This is a genomic window from Streptomyces sp. NPDC030183, from assembly GCF_055573455.1.
On the sequence record NZ_JBVIBK010000003.1, the window covers coordinates 286,541 to 307,019 of the forward strand.

General features: G+C 70.8%; 18 protein-coding genes. 2 read left to right on the forward strand and 16 right to left on the reverse strand.

What is annotated here, in order from left to right:
- Window positions 1-570 (reverse strand): dienelactone hydrolase family protein, encoded by a 570-nt coding sequence (locus ACZ4Z2_RS05975; RefSeq protein WP_468072787.1) that lies wholly within the window; start codon window positions 568-570, stop codon window positions 1-3.
- 128 nt (window positions 571-698) lie between these two features.
- Between ACZ4Z2_RS05975 and ACZ4Z2_RS05980 the strand changes: the two genes are divergently transcribed.
- Window positions 699-1,808: a mechanosensitive ion channel family protein gene (locus ACZ4Z2_RS05980; RefSeq protein WP_468072789.1), complete on the forward strand. Its 1,110-nt coding sequence runs from the start codon at window positions 699-701 to the stop codon at window positions 1,806-1,808.
- Window positions 1,809-1,907: 99 nt separating this feature from the next.
- On the opposite strand, the gene ACZ4Z2_RS05985 is transcribed toward ACZ4Z2_RS05980, so the two are convergent.
- From ACZ4Z2_RS05985 to ACZ4Z2_RS06010, 6 genes are all read right to left on the reverse strand, one after another.
- On the reverse strand, window positions 1,908-2,648 hold the full coding sequence (locus tag ACZ4Z2_RS05985) for an SDR family NAD(P)-dependent oxidoreductase (RefSeq protein WP_468072791.1): 741 nt from the start codon (window positions 2,646-2,648) through the stop codon (window positions 1,908-1,910).
- Between the two features lie 101 nt (window positions 2,649-2,749).
- Window positions 2,750-4,336: a Na+/H+ antiporter gene (locus ACZ4Z2_RS05990; RefSeq protein ID WP_468072792.1), complete on the reverse strand. Its 1,587-nt coding sequence runs from the start codon at window positions 4,334-4,336 to the stop codon at window positions 2,750-2,752.
- A 120-nt stretch (window positions 4,337-4,456) separates the two neighbouring features.
- Complete coding sequence (locus tag ACZ4Z2_RS05995; protein ID WP_468072896.1) at window positions 4,457-4,933, reverse strand: GNAT family N-acetyltransferase; 477 nt, start codon at window positions 4,931-4,933, stop codon at window positions 4,457-4,459.
- An 11-nt stretch (window positions 4,934-4,944) separates the two neighbouring features.
- Complete coding sequence (locus ACZ4Z2_RS06000) at window positions 4,945-5,889, reverse strand: RluA family pseudouridine synthase (RefSeq protein WP_468072794.1); 945 nt, start codon at window positions 5,887-5,889, stop codon at window positions 4,945-4,947.
- An 81-nt stretch (window positions 5,890-5,970) separates the two neighbouring features.
- Complete coding sequence (gene lspA, locus ACZ4Z2_RS06005; protein ID WP_468072796.1) at window positions 5,971-6,582, reverse strand: signal peptidase II; 612 nt, start codon at window positions 6,580-6,582, stop codon at window positions 5,971-5,973.
- 80 nt (window positions 6,583-6,662) lie between these two features.
- A complete protein-coding gene (locus ACZ4Z2_RS06010; protein ID WP_468072798.1) occupies window positions 6,663-7,808 on the reverse strand; it encodes a TraR/DksA family transcriptional regulator in 1,146 nt (381 codons plus the stop codon).
- 637 nt (window positions 7,809-8,445) lie between these two features.
- Here ACZ4Z2_RS06010 and ileS point away from each other — a divergent pair.
- Complete coding sequence (gene ileS / locus ACZ4Z2_RS06015) at window positions 8,446-11,589, forward strand: isoleucine--tRNA ligase (protein ID WP_468072800.1); 3,144 nt, start codon at window positions 8,446-8,448, stop codon at window positions 11,587-11,589.
- A 221-nt stretch (window positions 11,590-11,810) separates the two neighbouring features.
- On the opposite strand, the gene ACZ4Z2_RS06020 is transcribed toward ileS, so the two are convergent.
- From ACZ4Z2_RS06020 to ftsW, 9 genes are all read right to left on the reverse strand, one after another.
- Window positions 11,811-13,013: a DivIVA domain-containing protein gene (locus ACZ4Z2_RS06020; RefSeq protein WP_468072802.1), complete on the reverse strand. Its 1,203-nt coding sequence runs from the start codon at window positions 13,011-13,013 to the stop codon at window positions 11,811-11,813.
- A gap of 46 nt (window positions 13,014-13,059) precedes the next feature.
- Complete coding sequence (locus ACZ4Z2_RS06025; RefSeq protein ID WP_055521870.1) at window positions 13,060-13,356, reverse strand: YggT family protein; 297 nt, start codon at window positions 13,354-13,356, stop codon at window positions 13,060-13,062.
- A gap of 60 nt (window positions 13,357-13,416) precedes the next feature.
- Window positions 13,417-14,058, reverse strand: a complete 642-nt coding sequence (locus ACZ4Z2_RS06030) for a cell division protein SepF (protein ID WP_468072804.1) — start codon at window positions 14,056-14,058, stop codon at window positions 13,417-13,419.
- 128 nt (window positions 14,059-14,186) lie between these two features.
- Window positions 14,187-14,906 (reverse strand): YggS family pyridoxal phosphate-dependent enzyme, encoded by a 720-nt coding sequence (locus tag ACZ4Z2_RS06035; protein ID WP_468072806.1) that lies wholly within the window; start codon window positions 14,904-14,906, stop codon window positions 14,187-14,189.
- A 5-nt stretch (window positions 14,907-14,911) separates the two neighbouring features.
- Entirely contained in the window at window positions 14,912-15,643 is a 732-nt protein-coding gene (pgeF, locus tag ACZ4Z2_RS06040) for a peptidoglycan editing factor PgeF (RefSeq protein WP_468072808.1), read from the reverse strand.
- Window positions 15,640-16,830, reverse strand: a complete 1,191-nt coding sequence (ftsZ, locus tag ACZ4Z2_RS06045; RefSeq protein ID WP_468072810.1) for a cell division protein FtsZ — start codon at window positions 16,828-16,830, stop codon at window positions 15,640-15,642. Before ftsZ ends, pgeF begins: the two co-directional genes overlap by 4 nt.
- Before the next feature lie 279 nt (window positions 16,831-17,109).
- Complete coding sequence (locus tag ACZ4Z2_RS06050) at window positions 17,110-17,913, reverse strand: cell division protein FtsQ/DivIB (protein ID WP_468072812.1); 804 nt, start codon at window positions 17,911-17,913, stop codon at window positions 17,110-17,112.
- A 24-nt stretch (window positions 17,914-17,937) separates the two neighbouring features.
- The gene (murG, locus tag ACZ4Z2_RS06055) at window positions 17,938-19,026 is read right to left on the reverse strand and encodes an undecaprenyldiphospho-muramoylpentapeptide beta-N-acetylglucosaminyltransferase (protein WP_468072813.1); all 1,089 of its coding nucleotides are present in this window, start codon (window positions 19,024-19,026) and stop codon (window positions 17,938-17,940) included.
- Window positions 19,027-19,059: 33 nt separating this feature from the next.
- Window positions 19,060-20,391: a putative lipid II flippase FtsW gene (gene ftsW, locus ACZ4Z2_RS06060; protein WP_468072815.1), complete on the reverse strand. Its 1,332-nt coding sequence runs from the start codon at window positions 20,389-20,391 to the stop codon at window positions 19,060-19,062.
- Window positions 20,392-20,479: the final 88 nt, after the last annotated feature.

Here is a 20,479-nt window from a genome sequence, read left to right on the forward strand (position 1 = left end):
TCAGAGGGTTTCGAGGAAGCCGAGCGCCACCCGCCAGGTGGCCTCGGCGGCCTCCTCGTCGTAGTCAGGGAGGTCGGAGTCGGTGTAGAGGTGGCCCGCGCCGGCGTACCGGTAGACCTCCACCTCGGCACCGGCCTTGCGCATCTGGAGGTACCAGGCGCTCAGCCAGTCGTCCGTCTCGAACGCGTCGGGCTCGGCCACATGGAGCTGCACGGGCAGGCCGTCGACGGACGCGGTGGCCGCGATGTCCGACGTCCCGTGCAGGAGCAGCAGCCCGCGGGCCTTGGCGTCGCCGAGGGCCAGGGTCTGCGCGGCGGCGGCGCCGAGGGAGAACCCCGCGTAGACGAGCCCTCGCTCGGAGTAGGGCGCGGCGGCCAGGACGGCCCGCTTGAGCAGTTCCTCCTTGCCCAGCTCCTCGTTGAAGGCCATGCCCTCCTCGACCGTGTCGAAGGTCCGTCCGTCGAAGAGGTCGGGGGTCCACACCTCGTGCCCGGCGGCGCGCAGCCGGTCCGCGGCCCGGTGGACCGCCGGTCTGAGGCCGTAGGTCGAGTGGAAGAGCATGATGTTCATGAGGCCATGGTGCCAGCCGGGTACGACAGTGACCCGCGTCGGCGGGGCGCCGGTCGGAGCGGCCCGTACCCACGGGGCGGTCGAAGTCACATGTTCATGACCCCGCGAAGGCGGTTACGTTCGAAGGCATGGAGAACCTACTCCGCCCACTGATCGTCATCGGTGGTTCGGTCGCTCTGACTCTCGTCATCGGCTGGACCACCGACCTGCTGCTGCGCAAGGCGGACCAGCGGCACCACGAGACACCTCTGTGGGGCCTGCTGCGCCGCGGCCGCATCCCCTACCAGCTGGTCCTGTGCGCGGCCTTCCTCAGAGCGTCCTACGACGAGGCGCAGCTGCTGGAGCAGCACCGGACCACGATCGGCCGCGCCCTGACGCTGGTGCTGATCGGCGCCACGGCCTGGCTGGTGATCCGTATCGCCGCGGCGGTGGTGGAGACCTCGTACAGCAGGTACGCCCGCGTCCACCGCGATCCGGCCCGGGTCCGCCGGGTGCGGACCCAGGTGTCGCTCATCATGCGGGTGGTCTCCGCGATCGTCGGTGTGGTCGCCGCCGCGGCCATGCTGCTGACCTTCCCGGCGATGCGGGCCGCGGGCGCCTCCCTGCTGGCCTCGGCGGGCCTCCTGGGCATCGTCGCCGGTATCGCCGCGCAGTCCACGCTGAGCAATATGTTCGCGGGGCTCCAGATCGCCTTCGGCGACATGGTCCGCCTCGGGGACGTGGTCGTCGTGGAGGGCGAGTGGGGCACGGTCGACGAGATCACCCTCACGTTCCTGACCGTGCGGACCTGGGACGAGCGCCGGATCACGATGCCCGTGTCGTACTTCACATCGAAGCCCTTCGAGAACTGGTCGCGCGGCGGCTCCCAGATGACCGGCACGGTCTTCCTGCAGGTCGACCACTCCGCTCCGCTGCCCGCGATGCGGGACAAGCTCCGCGACATCCTGCGGGAGTGCTCCGCGTGGGACGGCCGCCACTACGACCTGACCGTCACGGACTCGACCCCGTCCGCGATGGAGGTCCGTGCCCTGGTCACCGCCAAGGACCCGGACGACCTGTGGACGGTGCGCGTCACGGTCCGCGAACAGCTGATCCGCTGGCTGACGGAGACCCACCCGTACGCCCTCCCGAGGGTCAACACGGCCGACGCGGTGCTCCCCCCGAGCCACCCCCGCCCCGACACGTTCATCCCCCGCCCCAACCGGACCCGCCTCCACGAACCCCCCAGGGGACGGTGACGACCCGGGGCGTGACCGGACACGACGCCTGAAAGCGATACGGCGGGTTTGCCCGCGCGGACCGCGCGGGCACCCGCCGTCGTCATGATCCAGCCCCCCTCAGCGCCCCCGCTCCGCACCGCCGTTGACCTGTATCACCTGGGCGGTGACGTGGCCGGCGCCGGGGGAGGCCAGCCAGTGCAGGGTGGCGGCGACGTCGGACGGTGTGCCGGCCCGGCCCGTGGAGGTCTCGGCGATGAGCCGGGCCCGCCGGGCCTCCTCCATCGTCCCGCCGAAGAACTCGGTGTCCTCGATGTATCCCGGCGCCACGACGTTCACCGTGATCCCCCGGGGCCCGAACTCCCGCGCCAGGTCGAACGCGTACGGATGCAGCGCCGCCTTGGACGCGGCGTACGCCCCGCTCCCCGAGCCCCGGTAAGCGGCGATGGACGACAGGAACAGCACCCGCCCACCGGGCGAGGCCAGCCGTTCCCGCAGCGCCTCGGTCAGCAGCACGGCGGTCAGCGTGTTCAGCCGGAAGTTGACCTGCCAGTTGTGCGCGACGGCGTCGAGCGGATCGTCCCCGTCCGCGGCGGGCTCCAGCCCGCCGTTCCCGCCGGCGCTGTGGACCAGCACGTCCACGGTCCCGAGCTCACCGCGCACGAACTCGGCGACCCCCCGCACACTCTCCGCGTCGGCGAGATCCGCCGCGTACGTGAGCGCCCCGTCCACCCCCGCCTTCTCCAGCACCTCGGCCCGCCGGCCGAGCAACAGGACCCGGTCCCCGTCCGCCGCGAACACCCGCGCCGCCGCGAGCCCGATCCCCGTACCGCCACCACTGATCACCACATTGCGTGCCATGCCCCGACCCTAGGGAACGCACCCGCCTGCCCACACCCCCTCACCCCATACGTCATGCACTCCTCACCACCGGATCACGAACCCGCCCCGGCCGCGCGCGGTCAGCGCAGACTCCGCACGTCCAGGTGCCGGAGCACCCGGTCCACCACCTCGGGGTCCGCCCCCGGCTCACTCCGCGCCGCCAGCACCTCGTGCCGCGCCGCGCTCAGCATCTCCCCCTGGATCCGCCGCATCCTCCGCAGCCGCCGCACCCGCTGCTCATGGCCCTCCCGCCGCTCCTCCTCGCCCACCTCGGGGCTGATCCGCACCCCGATCTCGAAGGCCCGCCGCAGCAGACGCTCGGCCATCTCCTCCGGCAGTTCCTCCTCGTCCTCGATCTCCTTCAGCCGCCGCTTCGCCGCCTTGGCTGCCCGCACCGCCAGGGTCTTCTCGAACTCCTTGCCGGCCCCCTCGTCCGCCCGCACCCCCAACCGCCGTACGAGCCAGGGCAGCGTCAGCCCCTGCAACACCAGCGTCGCCATGATCACGCCGAACGCGATGAACACGATCTCGTCCCGATCGGGAAAGGGCGCCCCGTCCGACGTCTCCAGCGGAATCGCCAGCGCCAGCGCCACGGACGCCACCCCCCGCATCCCCGACCACCACATCACCACGGTCTCGCGCCACGACACGGGGATCTCCTCGTCGTAGTCGCGCCTCGCGTGCAGCCGCCGGGCGAGCCATGTGGCCGGCAGCAGCCACAGCAGCCGTACCAGCACCACGACGGCCACGACCGCCGCCGCCCAGCCCAGCATGTCGGCCCACCGCCCGGACGCCGTCCTGATCGCGTTGTGCAGCTCCAGCCCGATCAGCCCGAACGCCACCCCCGTGACCAGCGTGTCGACCACGTCCCAGACGGTGTGCCCGGCGAGCCGCGTCATGACGTCGTCCGCGCCGATCGCGTACTCCGCGAGGAACAGCGCGGTGGTCAGCACGGCGAGCACCCCGGACCCGTGCAGCTCCTCGGCCATCACGTACGACGCGTACGGCACGAGGAGGGTCAGCCCGATCTGCAGCGTGGCGTCGTCGAGGAAGTCCATCAGCTTGTTGGCCGCCCAGCCGAGCGCGAGCCCCACGGCGACGGCCACGACACCGGAGAGCACCAGCTGGAGCGCGGCGTGGGGCAGGGAGAAGGAGCCGCTGACGGCCGCCGCGATCGCCACGTGGTAGAGCACGATGGCGGTCACGTCGTTGAAGAGCCCCTCGCCCTCCAGGATCGACACCAGCCGTCGCGGCAGCCCGAGTTGGCCGGCCACGGCCGTCGCCGCCACGGGGTCGGGCGGCGCCACGAGAGCGCCCAGCGCCACGGCGGCGGCGACGGGCAGCCCGGGCACGATCGCCTGGGCCACGGCGGCCACGGCGGCGGTGGTCACGAACACCAGGGCCACGGCCAGCAGGAAGATCGGCCGCCGGTTGGCCGCGAACTGCCGCCAGGAGGTCCGCCGCACCGCCGCGTAGAGCAACGGCGGCAGCAGCAGGGGCAGGATGAACTCCGGCGGGATGTCGATGTTGGGCACGAACCCCGGCAGGGCCAGGGAGATCCCCAGCAGTGTCATCAGCACCGGCGCGGGCAGCCCCAACCGCTCGCCCACCGGCACGCTCAGCACGGCCCCCAGCAACAGGACGAACAACAGGGCCAACTGATCCACGCTGAGCACCTCGACGAGGTCTGGACGATTACCTCAACAGCCCCCAGAGTGCCATGCGCCCCACAGTCCACCCTGTACCGGCCCGGTCTCCAGCCCGTACCGGCCCGGTCGGCGCCCGCGCTACAGCGAACGCCGCATCGCCCGGTGCGGTATCCCCGCGTCCGGGAACTCCGGCCCGTACGCCTCGTACCCCAGCCGCTCGTAGAACCCCAGCGCATGCGTCTGCGCGCCGAGATGCACCGCTGTCAGCCCCCGCGCGCGGGCCGCGTCCTCGACGGCCCGCACCAGCGCGACGCCCACACCCAGCCCCCGGGCCGCCCGCACGACCGCCAGCCGCCCCAGGGACCCGGCGCCCGGCTCCCCACCGGTCTTGCGGGCGGCGGCCTCTCCGTGGAGCAGCCGCCCGGCCCCGAGCGGCACGCCGTCGTCCCGCACGGCCAGCACATGCACGGCCACCTCGTCGTACGCGTCGTACTCGAGGTCCTCCGGCACGCCCTGCTCGACGACGAAGACCTCCTTGCGCACCGCGAAGCACAGCGCGCGGTCGGCCGGGTCGTCGGCGACACGCACGGCGTACGCGACCGGCTCCCGGCTCACGCGCCCCTCGCTCACGCGTAGGTCTCCTCGCGCACCTTGTCGAGGGCCTTCTGCAGATCGGCCGGGTAGTCGCTCTCGAACTCCACCCAGCCGCCGTCCCCGGGGTGCTCGAAACCGAGCCGGACCGCGTGCAGCCACTGGCGGGTGAGGCCGAGGCGCTTGGCGAGCGTCGGGTCGGCGCCGTACGTCAGGTCGCCCACGCACGGGTGCCGGTGGGCGGACATGTGGACGCGGATCTGGTGGGTGCGCCCGGTCTCCAGCTTGATGTCCAGCAGGGAGGCGGCACGGAACGCCTCCACCAGGTCGTAGTGCGTGACGGACGGCTTGCCCTCGGCGATGACCGCCCACTTGTAGTCGTGGTTCGGGTGCCGCCCGATGGGCGCGTCGATGGTGCCGCTGGTGGGGTCGGGGTGGCCCTGGACCAGCGTGTGGTACCGCTTGTCGACGGTCCGCTCCTTGAACTGGCGCTTCAGGAACGTGTACGCGTACTCGGACTTGGCGACCACCATCAGGCCCGACGTGCCCACGTCGAGCCGGTGGACGATGCCCTGGCGCTCGGCGGCGCCGGACGTCGAGATCCGGTACCCGGCGGCGGCGAGACCGCCGATCACGGTCGGCCCGGACCAGCCGGGGCTGGGGTGCGCGGCCACACCGACCGGCTTGGCGATCACGACCACGTCATCGTCGTCGTGCACGATCTCCATGCCCTCGACCGGCTCGGCCACCACCCGCACCGGCGCGGGCGCCTGCGGCATCTCGACCTCCAGCCAGGCCCCGCCGCGCACCCGCTCCGACTTGCCGACCACCGACCCGTCGACCGCGACCTTCCCCGCGGCGGCGAGCTCCGCGGCCTTGGTACGGGAGAAGCCGAACATGCGGGAGATGGCGGCGTCTACGCGCTCGCCCTCCAGGCCGTCGGGCACGGGCAGGGTACGGATCTCGGGAAGCGTGCTCACCCGTCGAGTATGCCGGACCGCCACGACACGCCCGACCGCGCCTGTGGAAAACTCCCGCGATCCCGGCCGTACCCGGCGCGCTCAGTCCTTGTGGACGGTGCCGTCCGGGTCGAGCCCGCGGAAGGACAGCAGCACGATCAGGATGCCGCCGCACACGATCGCGGAGTCCGCCAGGTTGAACACGGCGAAGCCCTTGGGCGCGATGAAGTCGACGACCGCTCCCTCGAAGACGCCCGGCGAACGGAAGATCCGGTCGGTGAGGTTGCCCAGCGCGCCACCGAGCAGCAGCCCGAGCGCGATCGCCCAGGGCAGGCTGTAGAGCTTGCGGGCGAGCCGGGCGATCACCACGATCACGATCGCCGCGATCATCGTGAAGATGATCGTGAACGCCTCGCCGAAGCCGAAGGCCGCGCCCGCGTTGCGGATCGCCTCGAACTTCAGCCAGTCGCCGATGATCTCGATCGGCTCGTGGTGCTCCAGCCTGGCGACCACGATCATCTTGCTGACCAGGTCGAGCGCGTACGCCAGCGCGGCGACCCCGAACAGTACGGCGACACGGCGCTTGCCGCGCGGGCGCGCGGGCGCGTCGGCCCGCGCCGCGTCCGCGCCGTTCCCGCCGTCGGACTGCTCGGGGTCCGTGCCCGCCGCCTCTGGGATGTCCGGCGTACCGATGATGCGCTCCGCCTCTGCCACGTGAGTCCCTCAACCTAGGTTCCTGACTGAGGACAAAGGTACGACACGGCCTCCGGGACCAGGGGCTCAGGCGGGGATCACTACCGGCGTTCCTGCTTCTGCTTGCACTCGACGCAGAGCGTGGCCCGGGGGAAGGCCTGCATGCGGGCCTTGCCGATCGGGTTGCCGCAGTTCTCGCAGAGGCCGTACGTGCCCGTGGCGAGCCGTTCCAGGGCGCGCTCGGTCTGGTCGAGCATCTCGCGCGCGTTGTGGGCCAGCGCCATCTCGTGCTCGCGCGTGATGTTCTTGGCCCCGGTGTCCGCCTGGTCGTCCCCGGCGCCGTCGCCGGAGTCCCGCATCAGGCCCGTCAGCGACTTCTCGGAGGCGTCCAGCTCCGCCCGCAGCCGCGTCGCCTCGGACTGGAGCTCCGTGCGGGCCTCGGCGACCTCCTCCGCGCTCCAGGGGTCCTCGCCGGGCCGTACCGCCAGCTCACCGGGGTCCGCCGCGGCGGGCCGTGCCTTGGGGACGGCGGTGGGCTTCTTCGCCGCCGTAGCCGTACCAGGAGTGTTCTTCGCAACCACCGTCGTGGCTCCCGTCGTCTCGGCGGCCTCGGCCGCGCCCGCCTTGTCGTCCTCGCTCTTCGCGGAGGTGCTCTCGGCGGTGCTCTTCTTGGATGTGCTCCTCGTGCCCACCGTTTTCGGGGAGGCACCCTTCTCGGCCACCGCTTTCGTGGCCGTGTTCTTCCCGGCCGCGGACTGCTCGGCGGCACTCTCCTTCGCTGCGGCCTTCCGAGCGGCCGTGGTCTCCTTCACCCCTGCCTTCCGGGCCGCGGTCTTCTTCACGGCGGCCTTCTTCGCCGCGGTGCCCTTCCCCTCGGTCCTCCCGACCGCGGTCTTCTTCGCCGCGCCCTTCTTGGCCGCGGCGTCCTTCACCTCGGCCTTCTTGGCCGCGGTCTCCTTCGCCGCGGTCTCCTTCGCCTCGGCCTTCTTCGTCGTGGTCCTCGTCGCGGTCCTCTTCGCGGCGCTCGTGCCGGCCGCCTTCTTCTTCGTCACCCTCACGGCCCCGGCACCCGGCGTGCCCTCCTTCTCCACCCCGGCCCTCGGCCCCACCGCCGCGGTCTTCGCGGCCTCCTTCCCCGCGGCGCCTGCCTCCGCGTCCGTCTCCCGGGCGCTCGTCCTGCTGGTGGCCGCCTTCGCTCCCGGGGTCGCGGGGACCCGCTTCTTGCCGCTCACGTCCTTCGCCACCATGGCCGCGGCCCCTTCACATATTGTGATCTTGCACGCGAATCGTGCTGGGACGATAAATCGACCCGAGTCCCGCGGCAACGGGGCGGATCACCCATTCCGACCGCCCCGCGACCGTCGCGCGGCGAGCCTGCAAGCGTTGTGCCCAGCTCCCCGCCGGGTATTCCGCCCCGCCGCAGGTCCCGGGATCCGGACGCCCCGGCCACTCCATTCGGGTCACCCCGCAGGTCACCGCGCCACCCGGCCACCGGGGCCCGCCCCAGGCCCCCCGCGGCCTCGACGGGCCGCGGGAAACCGGTCGGCCGCTGTCCGCCCGGCGCCGTACACTGGGCGCAGCGAAAAGCGTGGATGGGGACGAGTAGCGCCGTACGCGGCCAAGAGCGACCCGGGGACGGTGGAAGCCCGGGGGCGAGCGCGACGTGAAGATCACCCCGGAGCCGCCGGAAGAAAGCCGAGCCCCTCGGGGCGCGGCGAGTAGACCCGGCCTCGCGACCTCAATGAGAGGGCTCGTCGCGGCGTACGCCGCACGGACGGGCCAAGGAGGGTGGTACCGCGGGAGCGCGCCGCACACGGCGTACGAAGGATGAAGGCTCTCGTCCCTCCGACGGAAGGCAGCAAGTCCGTTGGAGGAAGCCCGCTCATGACAGAGCCGACGTACCGCCAGGTGCCCGCCCAGGTCGATCTGCCCGCGCTCGAGCACGCCGTGCTCGACTTCTGGCGCGAACAGAAGATCTTCGCCAAGAGCCTGGAGCAGTCCGAGGGCCGCCCCGAGTGGGTGTTCTACGAGGGCCCGCCCACCGCCAACGGCATGCCGGGCGCCCACCACATCGAGGCCCGCGTCTTCAAGGACGTCTTCCCCCGCTTCCGCACCATGCGCGGCTACCACGTGGCCCGCAAGGCCGGCTGGGACTGCCACGGCCTCCCGGTGGAGCTGGCGGTCGAGAAGGAGCTCGGCTTCAACGGCAAGAAGGACATCGAGGCGTACGGCATCGCCGAGTTCAACGCCAAGTGCCGCGAGTCCGTGCTCCGCCACACCGACGCGTTCTCCGACCTGACGACCCGCATGGGCTACTGGGTCGACCTCGACGACGCGTACGTGACCATGGAGCCCGAGTACATCGAGTCCGTCTGGTGGTCGCTGAAGGAGATCTTCAACAAGGGCCTGCTGGTCCAGGACCACCGCGTGGCCCCCTGGTGCCCCCGCTGCGGCACCGGTCTGTCCGACCACGAGCTGGCGCAGGGCTACGAGACGGTCGTCGACCCCTCGGTGTACGTCCGTTTCCCGCTCACCTCCGGTCCGCTCGCGGGCGAGGCCGCGCTCCTGGTGTGGACGACCACGCCGTGGACGCTGGTGTCCAACACCGCGGTCGCCGCCCACCCCGAGGTCACCTATGTGGTGGCCACGGACGGCACCGAGAAGCTCGTCGTCGCCGAGCCGCTCGTCGCCAAGGCGCTCGGCGAGGGCTGGGAGACCACCGGCCAGTCCTTCACCGGCGCCGAGATGGAGCGCTGGACCTATCAACGTCCGTTCGAGCTCGTCGAGTTCCCCGAGGCCGCCCATTTCGTGGTGAACGCCGAGTACGTCACGACCGAGGACGGCACGGGTCTGGTCCACCAGTCCCCCGCCTTCGGTGAGGACGACCTCAAGGTGTGCCGGGCGTACGGCCTGCCGGTGATCAACCCGGTCCGCCCGGACGGCACGTTCGAGGAGGACGTCCCGCTGGTCGGCGGCGTCTTCTTCAAGAAGGCGGACGAGAAGCTCACCGAGGACCTCCAGACCCGGGGCCTGCTCTTCAAGCACATCCCGTACGAGCACAGCTACCCCCACTGCTGGCGCTGCCACACCGCGCTCCTCTACTACGCGCAGCCGTCCTGGTACATCCGCACCACCGCCGTCAAGGACCGCCTCCTTGAGGAGAACGAGAAGACCAACTGGTTCCCCGACACCGTCAAGCACGGCCGCTTCGGTGACTGGCTGAACAACAACATCGACTGGGCGCTGTCCCGCAACCGCTACTGGGGCACTCCGCTGCCGATCTGGCGCTGTGAGGAGGGCCACCTCACCTGCGTGGGCTCCCGCGAGGAGCTGAGCCGGCTCTCCGGCACCGACCAGTCGGAGCTGGACCCGCACCGCCCGTTCATCGACGCGGTCACCTTCCCGTGCCCCGAGGACGGCTGCGGCAGCACCGCCACGCGCGTCCCGGAGGTCATCGACGCCTGGTACGACTCGGGCTCGATGCCGTTCGCGCAGTGGGGCTACCCGTACAAGAACAAGGAGCTCTTCGAGAGCCGCTACCCGGCCCAGTTCATCAGCGAGGCCATCGACCAGACCCGCGGCTGGTTCTACACGCTGATGGCGGTCGGCACCCTGGTCTTCGACAAGTCCAGCTACGAGAACGTCGTGTGCCTCGGCCACATCCTCGCCGAGGACGGCCGCAAGATGTCCAAGCACCTCGGCAACATCCTGCAGCCCATCCCGCTCATGGACCAGCACGGCGCCGACGCGGTCCGCTGGTTCATGGCCGCCGGCGGCTCCCCCTGGGCGGCCCGCCGCGTCGGCCACGGCACGATCCAGGAGGTCGTGCGCAAGACCCTCCTCACGTACTGGAACACGGTCGCCTTCCAGGCCCTGTACGCCCGTACGTCGAACTGGGCGCCCTCCGAGGCGGACCCGGCCCCCGCCGACCGCCCCGTCCTGGACCGCTGGCTGCTGAGCGAGCTGCACGCGCTGGTCGACCAGGTCACCCAGTCCCTGGAGGCGTACGACACCCAGCGCGCCGGCAAGCTGCTCTCCGCGTTCGTGGACGACCTCTCGAACTGGTACGTCCGCCGCTCGCGCCGCCGCTTCTGGCAGGGCGACAAGGCCGCGCTGCGCACCCTGCACGAGGTCGTGGAGACGGTCACCAAGCTGATGGCGCCGCTGACCCCGTTCATCACCGAGCGGGTCTGGCAGGACCTGATCGTCCCGGTGTCCCCGGGCGCCCCGGAGTCCGTGCACCTGGCGTCCTGGCCGGAGGCGGACCTCAAGGCCATCGACCCCGGGCTGTCGAAGCAGATGGTGCTCGTTCGCCGTCTCGTGGAGCTGGGCCGCGCCACCCGCGCGGAGTCGGGCGTCAAGACCCGCCAGCCGCTGTCCCGCGCCCTGGTGGCCGCCACCGGGTTCGACTCCCTGGACCCCGAGCTGCACACCCAGATCACGGAAGAGCTGAACGTGAGCTCGCTCGCCTCGCTGAGCGAGGTCGGCGGAAGCCTGGTGGACACCACCGCCAAGGCGAACTTCCGCGCCCTCGGCAAGCGCTTCGGCAAGCGCGTCCAGGACGTGGCCAAGGCCGTGGCGAACGCGGACGCCGCCGCCCTCTCCCTCGCCCTGCGCGAGGGCACGGCGTCGGTCGAGGTCGACGGTGAGACGATCAGCCTGGCGCCGGACGAGGTGATCATCACGGAGACCCCGCGCGAGGGCTGGTCGGTCGCCTCCGACTCCGGTGCGACGGTGGCCCTGGACCTGGAGATCACGGAGGAGCTCCGCCGCGCGGGCCTCGCCCGTGACGCGATCCGACTGATCCAGGAGGCCCGCAAGAACAGCGGCCTCGACGTGGCCGACCGCATCGCGCTGCGCTGGACCGCGACCGACGAGGCGGTGACCGACGCGCTCACGCAGCACGCCGGGCTGATCGCCGACGAGGTCCTCGCGACGGACTTCGCCTCCGGAGAGGCCGACGACACCTACGGCGCCCCGTTCACGGACGAGGCCCTGACCCTGACGTTCCGCCTCCGCAAGGCGTGACGGGGGCTCACTGAGCCGCCCTCCCGAGCGGGACCGAAGGCCCGGCGACATCCTGTGGTGTCGCCGGGCCTTCGGCGTGGTGTCCGTAAAACATCCGCCCTGCCTCCGAACAACCGCCCCAAAAACCCCGAACTCGCGTAGCACAAGGGCGGGGCCCCGGACCGAAGAGGTCCGGGGCCCCGCCCTGAAAGCCGCCGACGCCTATGGCGTGCGGGTGATGATCAGTTGTCGTCCTCGTCGATGAGGAACCCGCGCATCGGCGAGGGAGCCTGCCCCATCGGCGACGGGCCCTGCGGCCGGACCGGAGCCATCGGCTGGGTCATGGCCGGAGACATCTGCTGCTGACCGCCGTAGGAGGGAGCGGCCGGCGACCCAGTGCCACCCATGCCCTGTCCGCCGTACGACGGCGCGCTCGCACCGGCCGGCGCCATCGACGGCGTCGGGGACGGCGGCAGCGACGCGGTCGCAGGGGTGCGCGGCGGAGCCAGCGAGTCGTCCGCCTGGGTCTCCAGCTGACGCAGCTGCGACTCCAGGTAGGACTTCAGTCGCGTGCGGTACTCGCGCTCGAAGCCGCGCAGGTCCTCGACCTTGCGCTCCAGCGTGGCGCGGGCGGACTCCAGGGAGCCCATCGCGACGCGGTGCTTCTCCTGCGCGTCCCGCTCCAGGGCGTCGGCCTTGGCACGGGCGTCCCGCTCCAGACCCTCGGCGCGGCTGCGGGCCTCACCGACGATCTTGTTGGCCTCGGAACGGGCCTCGGCGATCGCCTGGTCGGCGGTCTGCTGGGCCAGCGAGAGCACACGCGCGGCGCTGTCACCGCCCGGGCCCTGACCGGGGCCGCCCATCGGACCACCCATGGGGCCGCCCATCGGGCCCCCCATCTGCTGCATGGGCGGCTGGCCGCCCATCGGGCCCTGCCCCATCTGGGGCTGACCCATCTGGCCCTGACCCATGGGGCCCTGGCCCATCGGCCCCTGACCCATCGGTCCGGGACCCTGCTGCCCCTGGCCACCGGGGCCGGCGGGCAGCTGCGGCGCACCGCTCGGCAGCTGGGGCGGGCCACCCATGGGGCCCCCCATCTGCTGCGGCGGGCCCGATATCCCAGCGGGTACGGGAGCGCCGGGACCTCGCATGCCCTGCTGCTGCATACCGCCCTGCTGCATGCCGCCCTGCTGCATGCCGCCCTGCTGCATACCGCCCTGCTGCTGGTCCTGCTCAGGGGGTTTGCGCATGTTCTGCTGGTTCTGGGCAGCAGCGCGCGTGGCCGCGGCGAGCTTGGCACGCAGGTCCTCGTTCTCACGAAGCAGGCGTGTCAGTTCGGCTTCGACCTCATCGAGGAAGGCATCGACCTCGTCCTCGTCATAGCCTTCTCGGAGGCGGACGGTCGTGAACTGCTTGTTCCGCACGTCCTCGGGGGTCAACGGCATCTCTTCACCTCAACGTAGTCGTCGGCATTCGGCAAGACCGCATCTCTCACACCGTTCCCATCCCGCTGGCCACTAGCGTGCGCAGGATAAAAACGATGATCATCAGCACGAAGAAGGACAGGTCGAGCGCCACGCCCCCGAGACGCAGCGGCGGAATGAACCGCCGCAGAAGCTTGAGCGGTGGATCAGTGACAGTGTAGGTGGCCTCCAGAACGACCACCATCGCCTTGCCGGGTTGCCATGAGCGGGCGAACTGGAAGACGTAGTCCATGACCAACCGGAAGATCAGCACGATGAAGAACACCGTCAGCGCGATGTAGAGGATCGTCAAGACCACGCTCATGTCCGGTGTTTCCCTCTCCCCGTTCCGTGCTGCCTGTACTGCTGTTTCCGGTGGTGCGTCTCAGCTCTGGTTGAAGAACCCGCCCTCTGCGATGCGGGCCTTGTCCTCCGCCGTGACATCGACGTTAGCAGGCGACAACAGGAACACCTTCTGCGTCACCCGCTCGATGCTGCCGTGAAGACCAAACACCAAACCCGCCGCAAAGTCGACAAGTCGCTTCGCATCTGTGTCGTCCATCTCAGTCAGATTCATGATCACCGGGGTGCCCTCACGGAAGTGTTCCCCGATGGTACGGGCCTCGTTGTAGGTCCGCGGGTGCAACGTCGTGATCCGATACGGCTCTCGTTCGGACACGACCTTGGGCATGATCACCGGTGCGTTCTTCTCCAGACTGGAACGGTCTTGTGTGATGGACGCCACGGGTGCGATCCGGGCGGGTCGCACCGTTTCCGCGGGGAGCGAAGTGGCGTGCGACACCGGTTCGCGCTGCGCCGGGGGCTGCACCACTCGCACCGATTCGTCCCTTTGGGACTGATGTGACTGGTGTGACTGGTGCACCGGCTCATGGCGCCGATGGTCCCGCTCGGGCTCGGGGTCGAGCTCGGGCTCGAAGTCGTCGTCGGGGTCGAATCCCCTGCCGTCGTACCCATCGTCCTCCACGAGGCCGAGGTAGACCGCCATCTTGCGCATCGCGCCGGCCATGCTCTGAGTCCTCCGCTCTGTGGTGGATCGACTGACGACTTCCCAAGTGCCCGCGATCCACGAGGTCGTTGCGCCGCCCTTCGACGGAATGACCATATTTTCTGCTGTGGTCCGACTTCTTGGCGACGTTACCCGAGCCTGGGACGGACTCCGAGTACCGCAGTGCCGACGCGCACATGTGTCGCCCCGGCCGCGACGGCCTCCTCGAGGTCCGCACTCATCCCTGCCGAGACCATGTTCGCAGCCGGATGGTCGCGGCGCAGGTCGGTCGACAAATCCATCAACCGCCCGAAGGCCGCGCTTTGGCGCCCCGCGTACTCCCCGGTGAGCGGCGCCACGGTCATCAGACCATCGAGTCGCAGACCCGGCGAGTCCGCCACAAGATCGGCCAACTCCGCGATTCCGTCCGGTCCGACCCCGCCGCGCGCCCCCCGGCCGCTCTCGTCGGCGTCGAGGGCGACCTGGATGAGGCACCCCACCTCGCGCCCGACCCGGACCGCCTCCTTCGACAGCGCCGTGACGAGCCGGGAACGGTCGACGGACTGCACGAGATCCGCATAACGCACCACAGAACGGACCTTGTTGGTCTGCAACTGCCCCACGAAGTGCCACACAAGGGACAGATCCGAGCACTCGGCCGCCTTGGGCGCCGCGTCCTGGTCCTTGTTCTCGGCGACATGGCGCACACCGAGCTCCGACAGGATGCGCACATCGCTCGCGGGATAGGTCTTGGTGACCACGATCAGGGTCACCTCTTCACGCTTGCGCCCCGCGGCCGTGCACGCCGCCGCGATGCGGTCCTCCACCTGCGCCAGATTCGCGGCGAGTTGTGCCTTACGGTCGGTCATGCCCATCAGTCCAGCCAGACATATCCCGCGAGTCGCCCTGTGGTGCGGTCGCGGCGGTACGAGAAGTGGTCGCGTGACTCCAGCGTGCACACCGGCGACTGCCGCCGGTCGCGCACCCCCAGTCGCTCCAGTTGGGCGTGCACTCCGGCGCTCACATCCACGGAGGGCGTGCCCCAACTGGTCTCGGCGTACGCCGTCGGTTCCACGGCGGCCACGTCGGTGCGCATCGCTTCGGGCACTTCGTAGCAGCGGCCGCAGACGGCGGGGCCGGTGCGGGCGACGATCCGCGCGGGGTCGGCGCCGAGTTCGATCATGGCCCGGACGGCGGCGGGGACGACCCCGGCCACCATCCCGGGCCGGCCCGCGTGGGCGGCGGCCGCGACCCCGGCGACGGGGTCGGCCAGCAGGACGGGCACGCAGTCGGCGGTGAGCACCGCGAGCGCGAGACCGCGCCCGGTGGTGACGATCGCGTCGACGGAGGGGATGTCGGCGGCGGAGCCCCACGGTCCGTCGACCACCGCCACCTCCGCGCCGTGCACCTGGTTCATCCAGACGACCCGGCCGGGGTCGAGGCCCAGCGACTTCGCGGCCAGTTCCCGGTTGGTCGTCACGGCGCCGGCGTCGTCCCCGACCGCCCCGCCGAGATTGAGCTCCTCATACGGAGCGGCGCTCACCCCGCCCCACCTGTCGGTGAAGGCGAAGTGCGCGCCGCTCGCGTTCTCGCGCTGTCCTATCACTTGAGGAAGTCCGGTACGTCCAGCTCCTCCGCCGCGCTGTCCGTGTAGGACCGGGACGGCGGGACCGGCGGGGCGACGGGCACCTCGCTCACCGGCTCCGGGGCGGGCGCCGGCTCCTCCTTCGGCTTGACGCTGCCGAGCGAGCCGAAGGAGGGGCGGGTCTCGGGGGCCCGCACCGGGGCCGGCTCCTCGCGCTTGGCCGTGGCCGAGCCGAGGATGTTGTCCCGCTTGGCCGGGGGCTGGCCGCCGTCGAAGCCGGCCGCGATGACCGTGACGCGGACCTCGTCGCCGAGGGCGTCGTCGATGACCGCGCCGAAGATGATGTTGGCCTCGGGGTGGGCGGCCTCGCTGACCAGCTGGGCGGCCTCGTTGATCTCGAAGAGACCGAGGTCGGATCCGCCGGAGATGGAGAGCAGCACACCGCGGGCGCCGTCGATGGACGCCTCCAGCAGCGGCGAGGAGATCGCCATCTCGGCGGCGGCCACCGCTCGGTCGTCGCCGCGGGCCGAGCCGATGCCCATGAGGGCGGAGCCGGCCTCGGACATGACGGACTTGACGTCGGCGAAGTCGAGGTTGATCAGGCCCGGCGTGGTGATGAGGTCGGTGATGCCCTGGACACCGGAGAGCAGGACCTGGTCGGCCGACTTGAAGGCGTCGAGCACCGAGACCTGGCGGTCCGAGATGGACAGCAGCCGGTCGTTCGGGATGACGATGAGGGTGTCGACCTCTTCGCGGAGCTCGGCGATGCCGTCCTCGGCCTGGTTGGCGCGGCGGCGGCCCTCGAAGGTGAAGGGGCGGGTGACCACGCCGATGGTGAGGGCGCCCAGCGAGCGGGCGATGTTGGCCACGACGGGCGCGCCGCCGGTGCCGGTGCCGCCGCCCTCGCCGGCCGTCACGAAGACCATGTCGGCCCCCTTGAGGACCTCCTCGATCTCCTCGCGGTGGTCCTCGGCGGCCTTGCGGCCGACCGCCGGGTTGGCGCCGGCGCCGAGTCCGCGGGTGAGTTCACGGCCGACGTCGAGCTTGACGTCGGCGTCGCTCATCAACAGAGCTTGCGCGTCGGTGTTGATGGCGATGAACTCGACGCCCTTGAGACCGACCTCGATCATCCGGTTGATGGCATTGACACCACCGCCGCCGACACCGATGACTTTGATGACTGCGAGGTAGTTCTGCGGTGCTGCCACGTCGAAGGCCTCTCGCCTCGAGTTACGTGTCGCCGCCTCGCGGGGTACCCGCGATCCGACGACTGATGCCGAAGTGGGACGGTCCGAACGCCGACCCGAACCCTAACGCTGAAGTTTAGGGTTACCAGTGTGTCTGTTCCTTGGACTCTTCCGAACAGGACACTAAGTCGACAAGTGGCGCCCGTTCAACGAACACGCCGAACCTCCCGTTTTTCTTTTCACCCTATGTGATCAGCCGTAGCGGTGCCCAACCAGGGTGCTGGCCTGCGCGGATGTGCGTCAACTTCCCGCTGACGCAGGGGCGGTGGGAACACTCACGTCGAAGTGCCCCGCGTCGGGGGCGGCTTCCATCAGAGCACTGAGCGCACGGGCCTTCGCACGCCCCCTCTCCGCGCTCCCCCAGGCGACGGTACGGTCCCCGCTCAACTCCAGCGAGATGGCGTCGTACGAACGCACCTTGACCACCAGGGTGTCGGGCGCGACGGCGGCCGGAATGTCACCCGCGACCCGTACCGCCTCGCGCACGAGCCGGTCCTCGCCGAATCGCCGCAGACTGGCGGCCGAGGATCCCGGACGGGACAGCGCCAATTCCAGGACGGGAACACCCTTCGGGGCACGCGAAACGGTGGCGAAACGAACACCCTTCGCGTCGACTTCGACGTACTTGCCCGAATTTCCGGCGGCTTCGACAATCAGCACCGGAGTGCGCTCGGTGACTTTCAGCCCGATTCCATGAGGCCAGGAACGAATGACCTCAACCGAGTCGATTCGGGGCAATTTCTCCAGCAATCGCGACTCGATCGCGTCGGTGTCCACGGAAATCAGCGGATCCCCGAGGGGCACCTCGGCCGCCTCGCGCACCTGGGCCTCGGTGAGCACCCGGGTGCCCGACACGGAGACCCGCTCGGCCCGCAGCCACGACGAGCCGTACAGGGCCCAGACCGAGACCCCGCCGAGCAGCACCAGGGCGACCGCGGCGCCGACCAGCGTCCGCGGGCCGGGCAGCCGCCGTCGGCGCCGTGGAAGCGGGCCGGAGTCCAGATCGTCGTCCGCGCCGCGTTCCGCGGTGGTCGGTCCGGCCACGCTCCCCTGCCTTCTGCCGCGCCCCTAGCGGCGCGACGCGATCGCCTCGTACACCATGCCGACGAGCAGGTCGTCGGCGTCCCGGCGGCCGAACTCGCTGGCGGCGCGGGACATCTCGTACAGCCGGTGCGGGTCGGCGAGCACGGGCAGGACGTTCTGCTGGACCCACTGGGGGGTCAGTTCCGCGTCGTCGACCAGCAGTCCGCCGCCGGCCTTGACCACCGGCTGGGCGTTCAGCCGCTGTTCGCCGTTGCCGATGGGCAGCGGGACATAGGCGGCGGGGAGCCCGACGGCGGAGAGCTCGGCGACGGTCATCGCGCCCGCTCGGCACAGCATCATGTCGGCCGCCGCGTACGCGAGGTCCATCCGGTCCACGTACGGTACCGGGATGTACGGGGGCATCCCCGGCATCTGGTGCACCTGCGGCAGTTCGTTCTTCGGGCCGACCGCGTGCAGGATCTGGATCCCGGCCTGCTGGAGGTAGGGCGCGACCTGCTGGACCACCTCGTTGAGGCGGCGGGCGCCCTGCGAGCCGCCGGAGACCAGCAGCGTCGGCAGGTTCGGGTCGAGGCCGAACAGGGCGCGGGCCTCGGGCCGCGCCGCGGCGCGGTCGAGGGTGGCGATGGAGCGGCGCAGCGGGATGCCGATGTAGCGGGCGTCGCGCAGCTTGCTGTCCGGGGTGGAGACGGCGACCTGGGCGGCGTAGCGGGAGCCGATCTTGTTGGCGAGACCGGGGCGGGCGTTGGCCTCGTGGACGACGATCGGCACGCCGAGGCGCTTGGCGGCGAGATAGCCGGGCAGTGCCACGTAGCCGCCGAATCCGACGACGCAGTCCGCCTTGGTGCGCTCCAGGATCTGCTCGGTCGCCTTGATCGTGCCGCGCAGCCGGCCGGGCACGGTGATCAGCTCCGGGGTCGGCTTGCGTGGCAGGGGTACGGCGGGGATCAGCGCGAGTTCGTAGCCGCGCTCGGGGACGAGGCGTGTCTCAAGGCCGCGCTCCGTGCCCAGTGCCGTGATGCCCACGGTCGGGTCCTGCCTGCGCAGGGCGTCCGCGAGGGCGAGCGCGGGCTCGATGTGACCGGCGGTTCCGCCACCGGCGAGGACGACATGCACCGAAATTCACCGCTCTCCGGACGTACGTACCGCTCAGGCACGCCGTCGCATCGTGTTCCATCTCCCGGGCCGCCCCGAAGGGCCGCCGCCCCGCTTTCTACCAAAGCGGGGTTGCCGCATCGCAAGCGCCGCCCGCGCAGCGGGCTCGTCGCGTGCGAAGGCGATCAGCAGCCCGATGGCGAACATGGTCGGCAGCAGGGCGGAACCCCCGTAGGAGAACAGCGGGAGCGGGACTCCGGCGATCGGCAGCAGACCGAGCACCGCACCGATGTTGATCACCGCCTGAGCGGTGATCCAGGTGGTCACGCCTCCCGCGGCATACCTGACGAAGGGGTCCTCCGTGCGTCCGGCCACGCGGATACCCGCATAGCCTAGAGCCGCGAAGAGGGCGAGCACCGACAGCGTCCCCGCGAGGCCCAGTTCCTCACCGGTGACGGCGAAGATGAAGTCGGTGTGTGCTTCCGGGAGTTGGCCCCATTTTTCCACACTGGCGCCGAGCCCGGAGCCGAAGATTCCACCCGAGGCGAGGGCGTAGATGCCGTGCACGGCCTGCCAGCAGTCGGCGCCGTCCGTGCGGGGTTCCGTCGCGCCGATGCAGGCGAGCCGGGCCATCCGGTTCTCGCTGGTCCTGATCAGGACGAAGCCGATCAGTCCGGCGACGGACAGCACTCCCACGAACAGCCTGGTCGGCGCGCCGGCCAGCCACAGCAGACCGAACAGGATGGCCGTGAGGATGATCGCGGTGCCCATGTCGCCGCCGAGCATGATGAGCCCGAGGAGCATGAACGTCACCGGCACCAGCGGTACCAGCATGTGCTTCCACTGGGTCAGCAGCCGCTTGTCCTCCTTGCGGGCGAGCAGGTCGGCCCCCCACAGCACGAGCGCCAGCTTGCCGAACTCACTGGGCTGGATCTGGAACGAGCCGCCGACGGCGATCCAGTTCTGGTTGCCGTTGATCGACTGCCCTATCCCGGGGACCTGCACCAGGGCCATCAGGAAGACGCAGCCGGCCAGGATCGGGTACGCCAGCGCCCGGTGCAGCTTCACCGGCATGCGCGAGGCCACGAGCAGCAGGAGGGCGCCGATGGAGGCGGCGAGGAACTGCTTGCGGAAGAAGAAGGTCCCCGGCAGCGACTTCTGCAACGCGGTGATCTGCGAGGCCGAGTAGACCATCACCAGGCCGAGCACGGTGATCAGCAGGCTGCCGCCGAGGATCAGGTAGTACGCGGTGAGCGGACGGTCCCAGGCCCGCCGCGCCCGCGTGTGGAGCCGGCGTACGGGGTTCTCGCGGGGCGGGCGGGGGACGGGCGGGCGGCGGGTGAGGCGCTGGACGGGAGGGCGCCCGGTACGGCTGCTACTGGGCATCGGGGGCGCCCTTCCCGCGGCGCACCGACGACAACCGTGTCACGCGTTCCCTCCCAGGTTCGCCCAGCTCCGCCGCCAGGCACGGGCG

Excerpts from the sequence above, each read along its gene's own strand:
- ACZ4Z2_RS05975 (WP_468072787.1), bottom strand. The coding sequence starts at position 570 with ATGAACATCATGCTCTTCCACTCGACCTACGGCCTCAGACCGGCGGTC.
- ACZ4Z2_RS05980 (WP_468072789.1), top strand. The coding sequence starts at position 699 with ATGGAGAACCTACTCCGCCCACTGATCGTCATCGGTGGTTCGGTCGCT.
- ACZ4Z2_RS05985 (WP_468072791.1), bottom strand. The coding sequence starts at position 2,648 with ATGGCACGCAATGTGGTGATCAGTGGTGGCGGTACGGGGATCGGGCTC.
- ACZ4Z2_RS06010 (WP_468072798.1), bottom strand. The coding sequence starts at position 7,808 with ATGGTGGCGAAGGACGTGAGCGGCAAGAAGCGGGTCCCCGCGACCCCG.
- ileS (WP_468072800.1), top strand. The coding sequence starts at position 8,446 with ATGACAGAGCCGACGTACCGCCAGGTGCCCGCCCAGGTCGATCTGCCC.
- ACZ4Z2_RS06020 (WP_468072802.1), bottom strand. The coding sequence starts at position 13,013 with ATGCCGTTGACCCCCGAGGACGTGCGGAACAAGCAGTTCACGACCGTC.
- ACZ4Z2_RS06025 (WP_055521870.1), bottom strand. The coding sequence starts at position 13,356 with ATGAGCGTGGTCTTGACGATCCTCTACATCGCGCTGACGGTGTTCTTC.
- ACZ4Z2_RS06030 (WP_468072804.1), bottom strand. The coding sequence starts at position 14,058 with ATGGCCGGCGCGATGCGCAAGATGGCGGTCTACCTCGGCCTCGTGGAG.
- ACZ4Z2_RS06035 (WP_468072806.1), bottom strand. The coding sequence starts at position 14,906 with ATGACCGACCGTAAGGCACAACTCGCCGCGAATCTGGCGCAGGTGGAG.
- ftsW (WP_468072815.1), bottom strand. The coding sequence starts at position 20,391 with ATGCCCAGTAGCAGCCGTACCGGGCGCCCTCCCGTCCAGCGCCTCACC.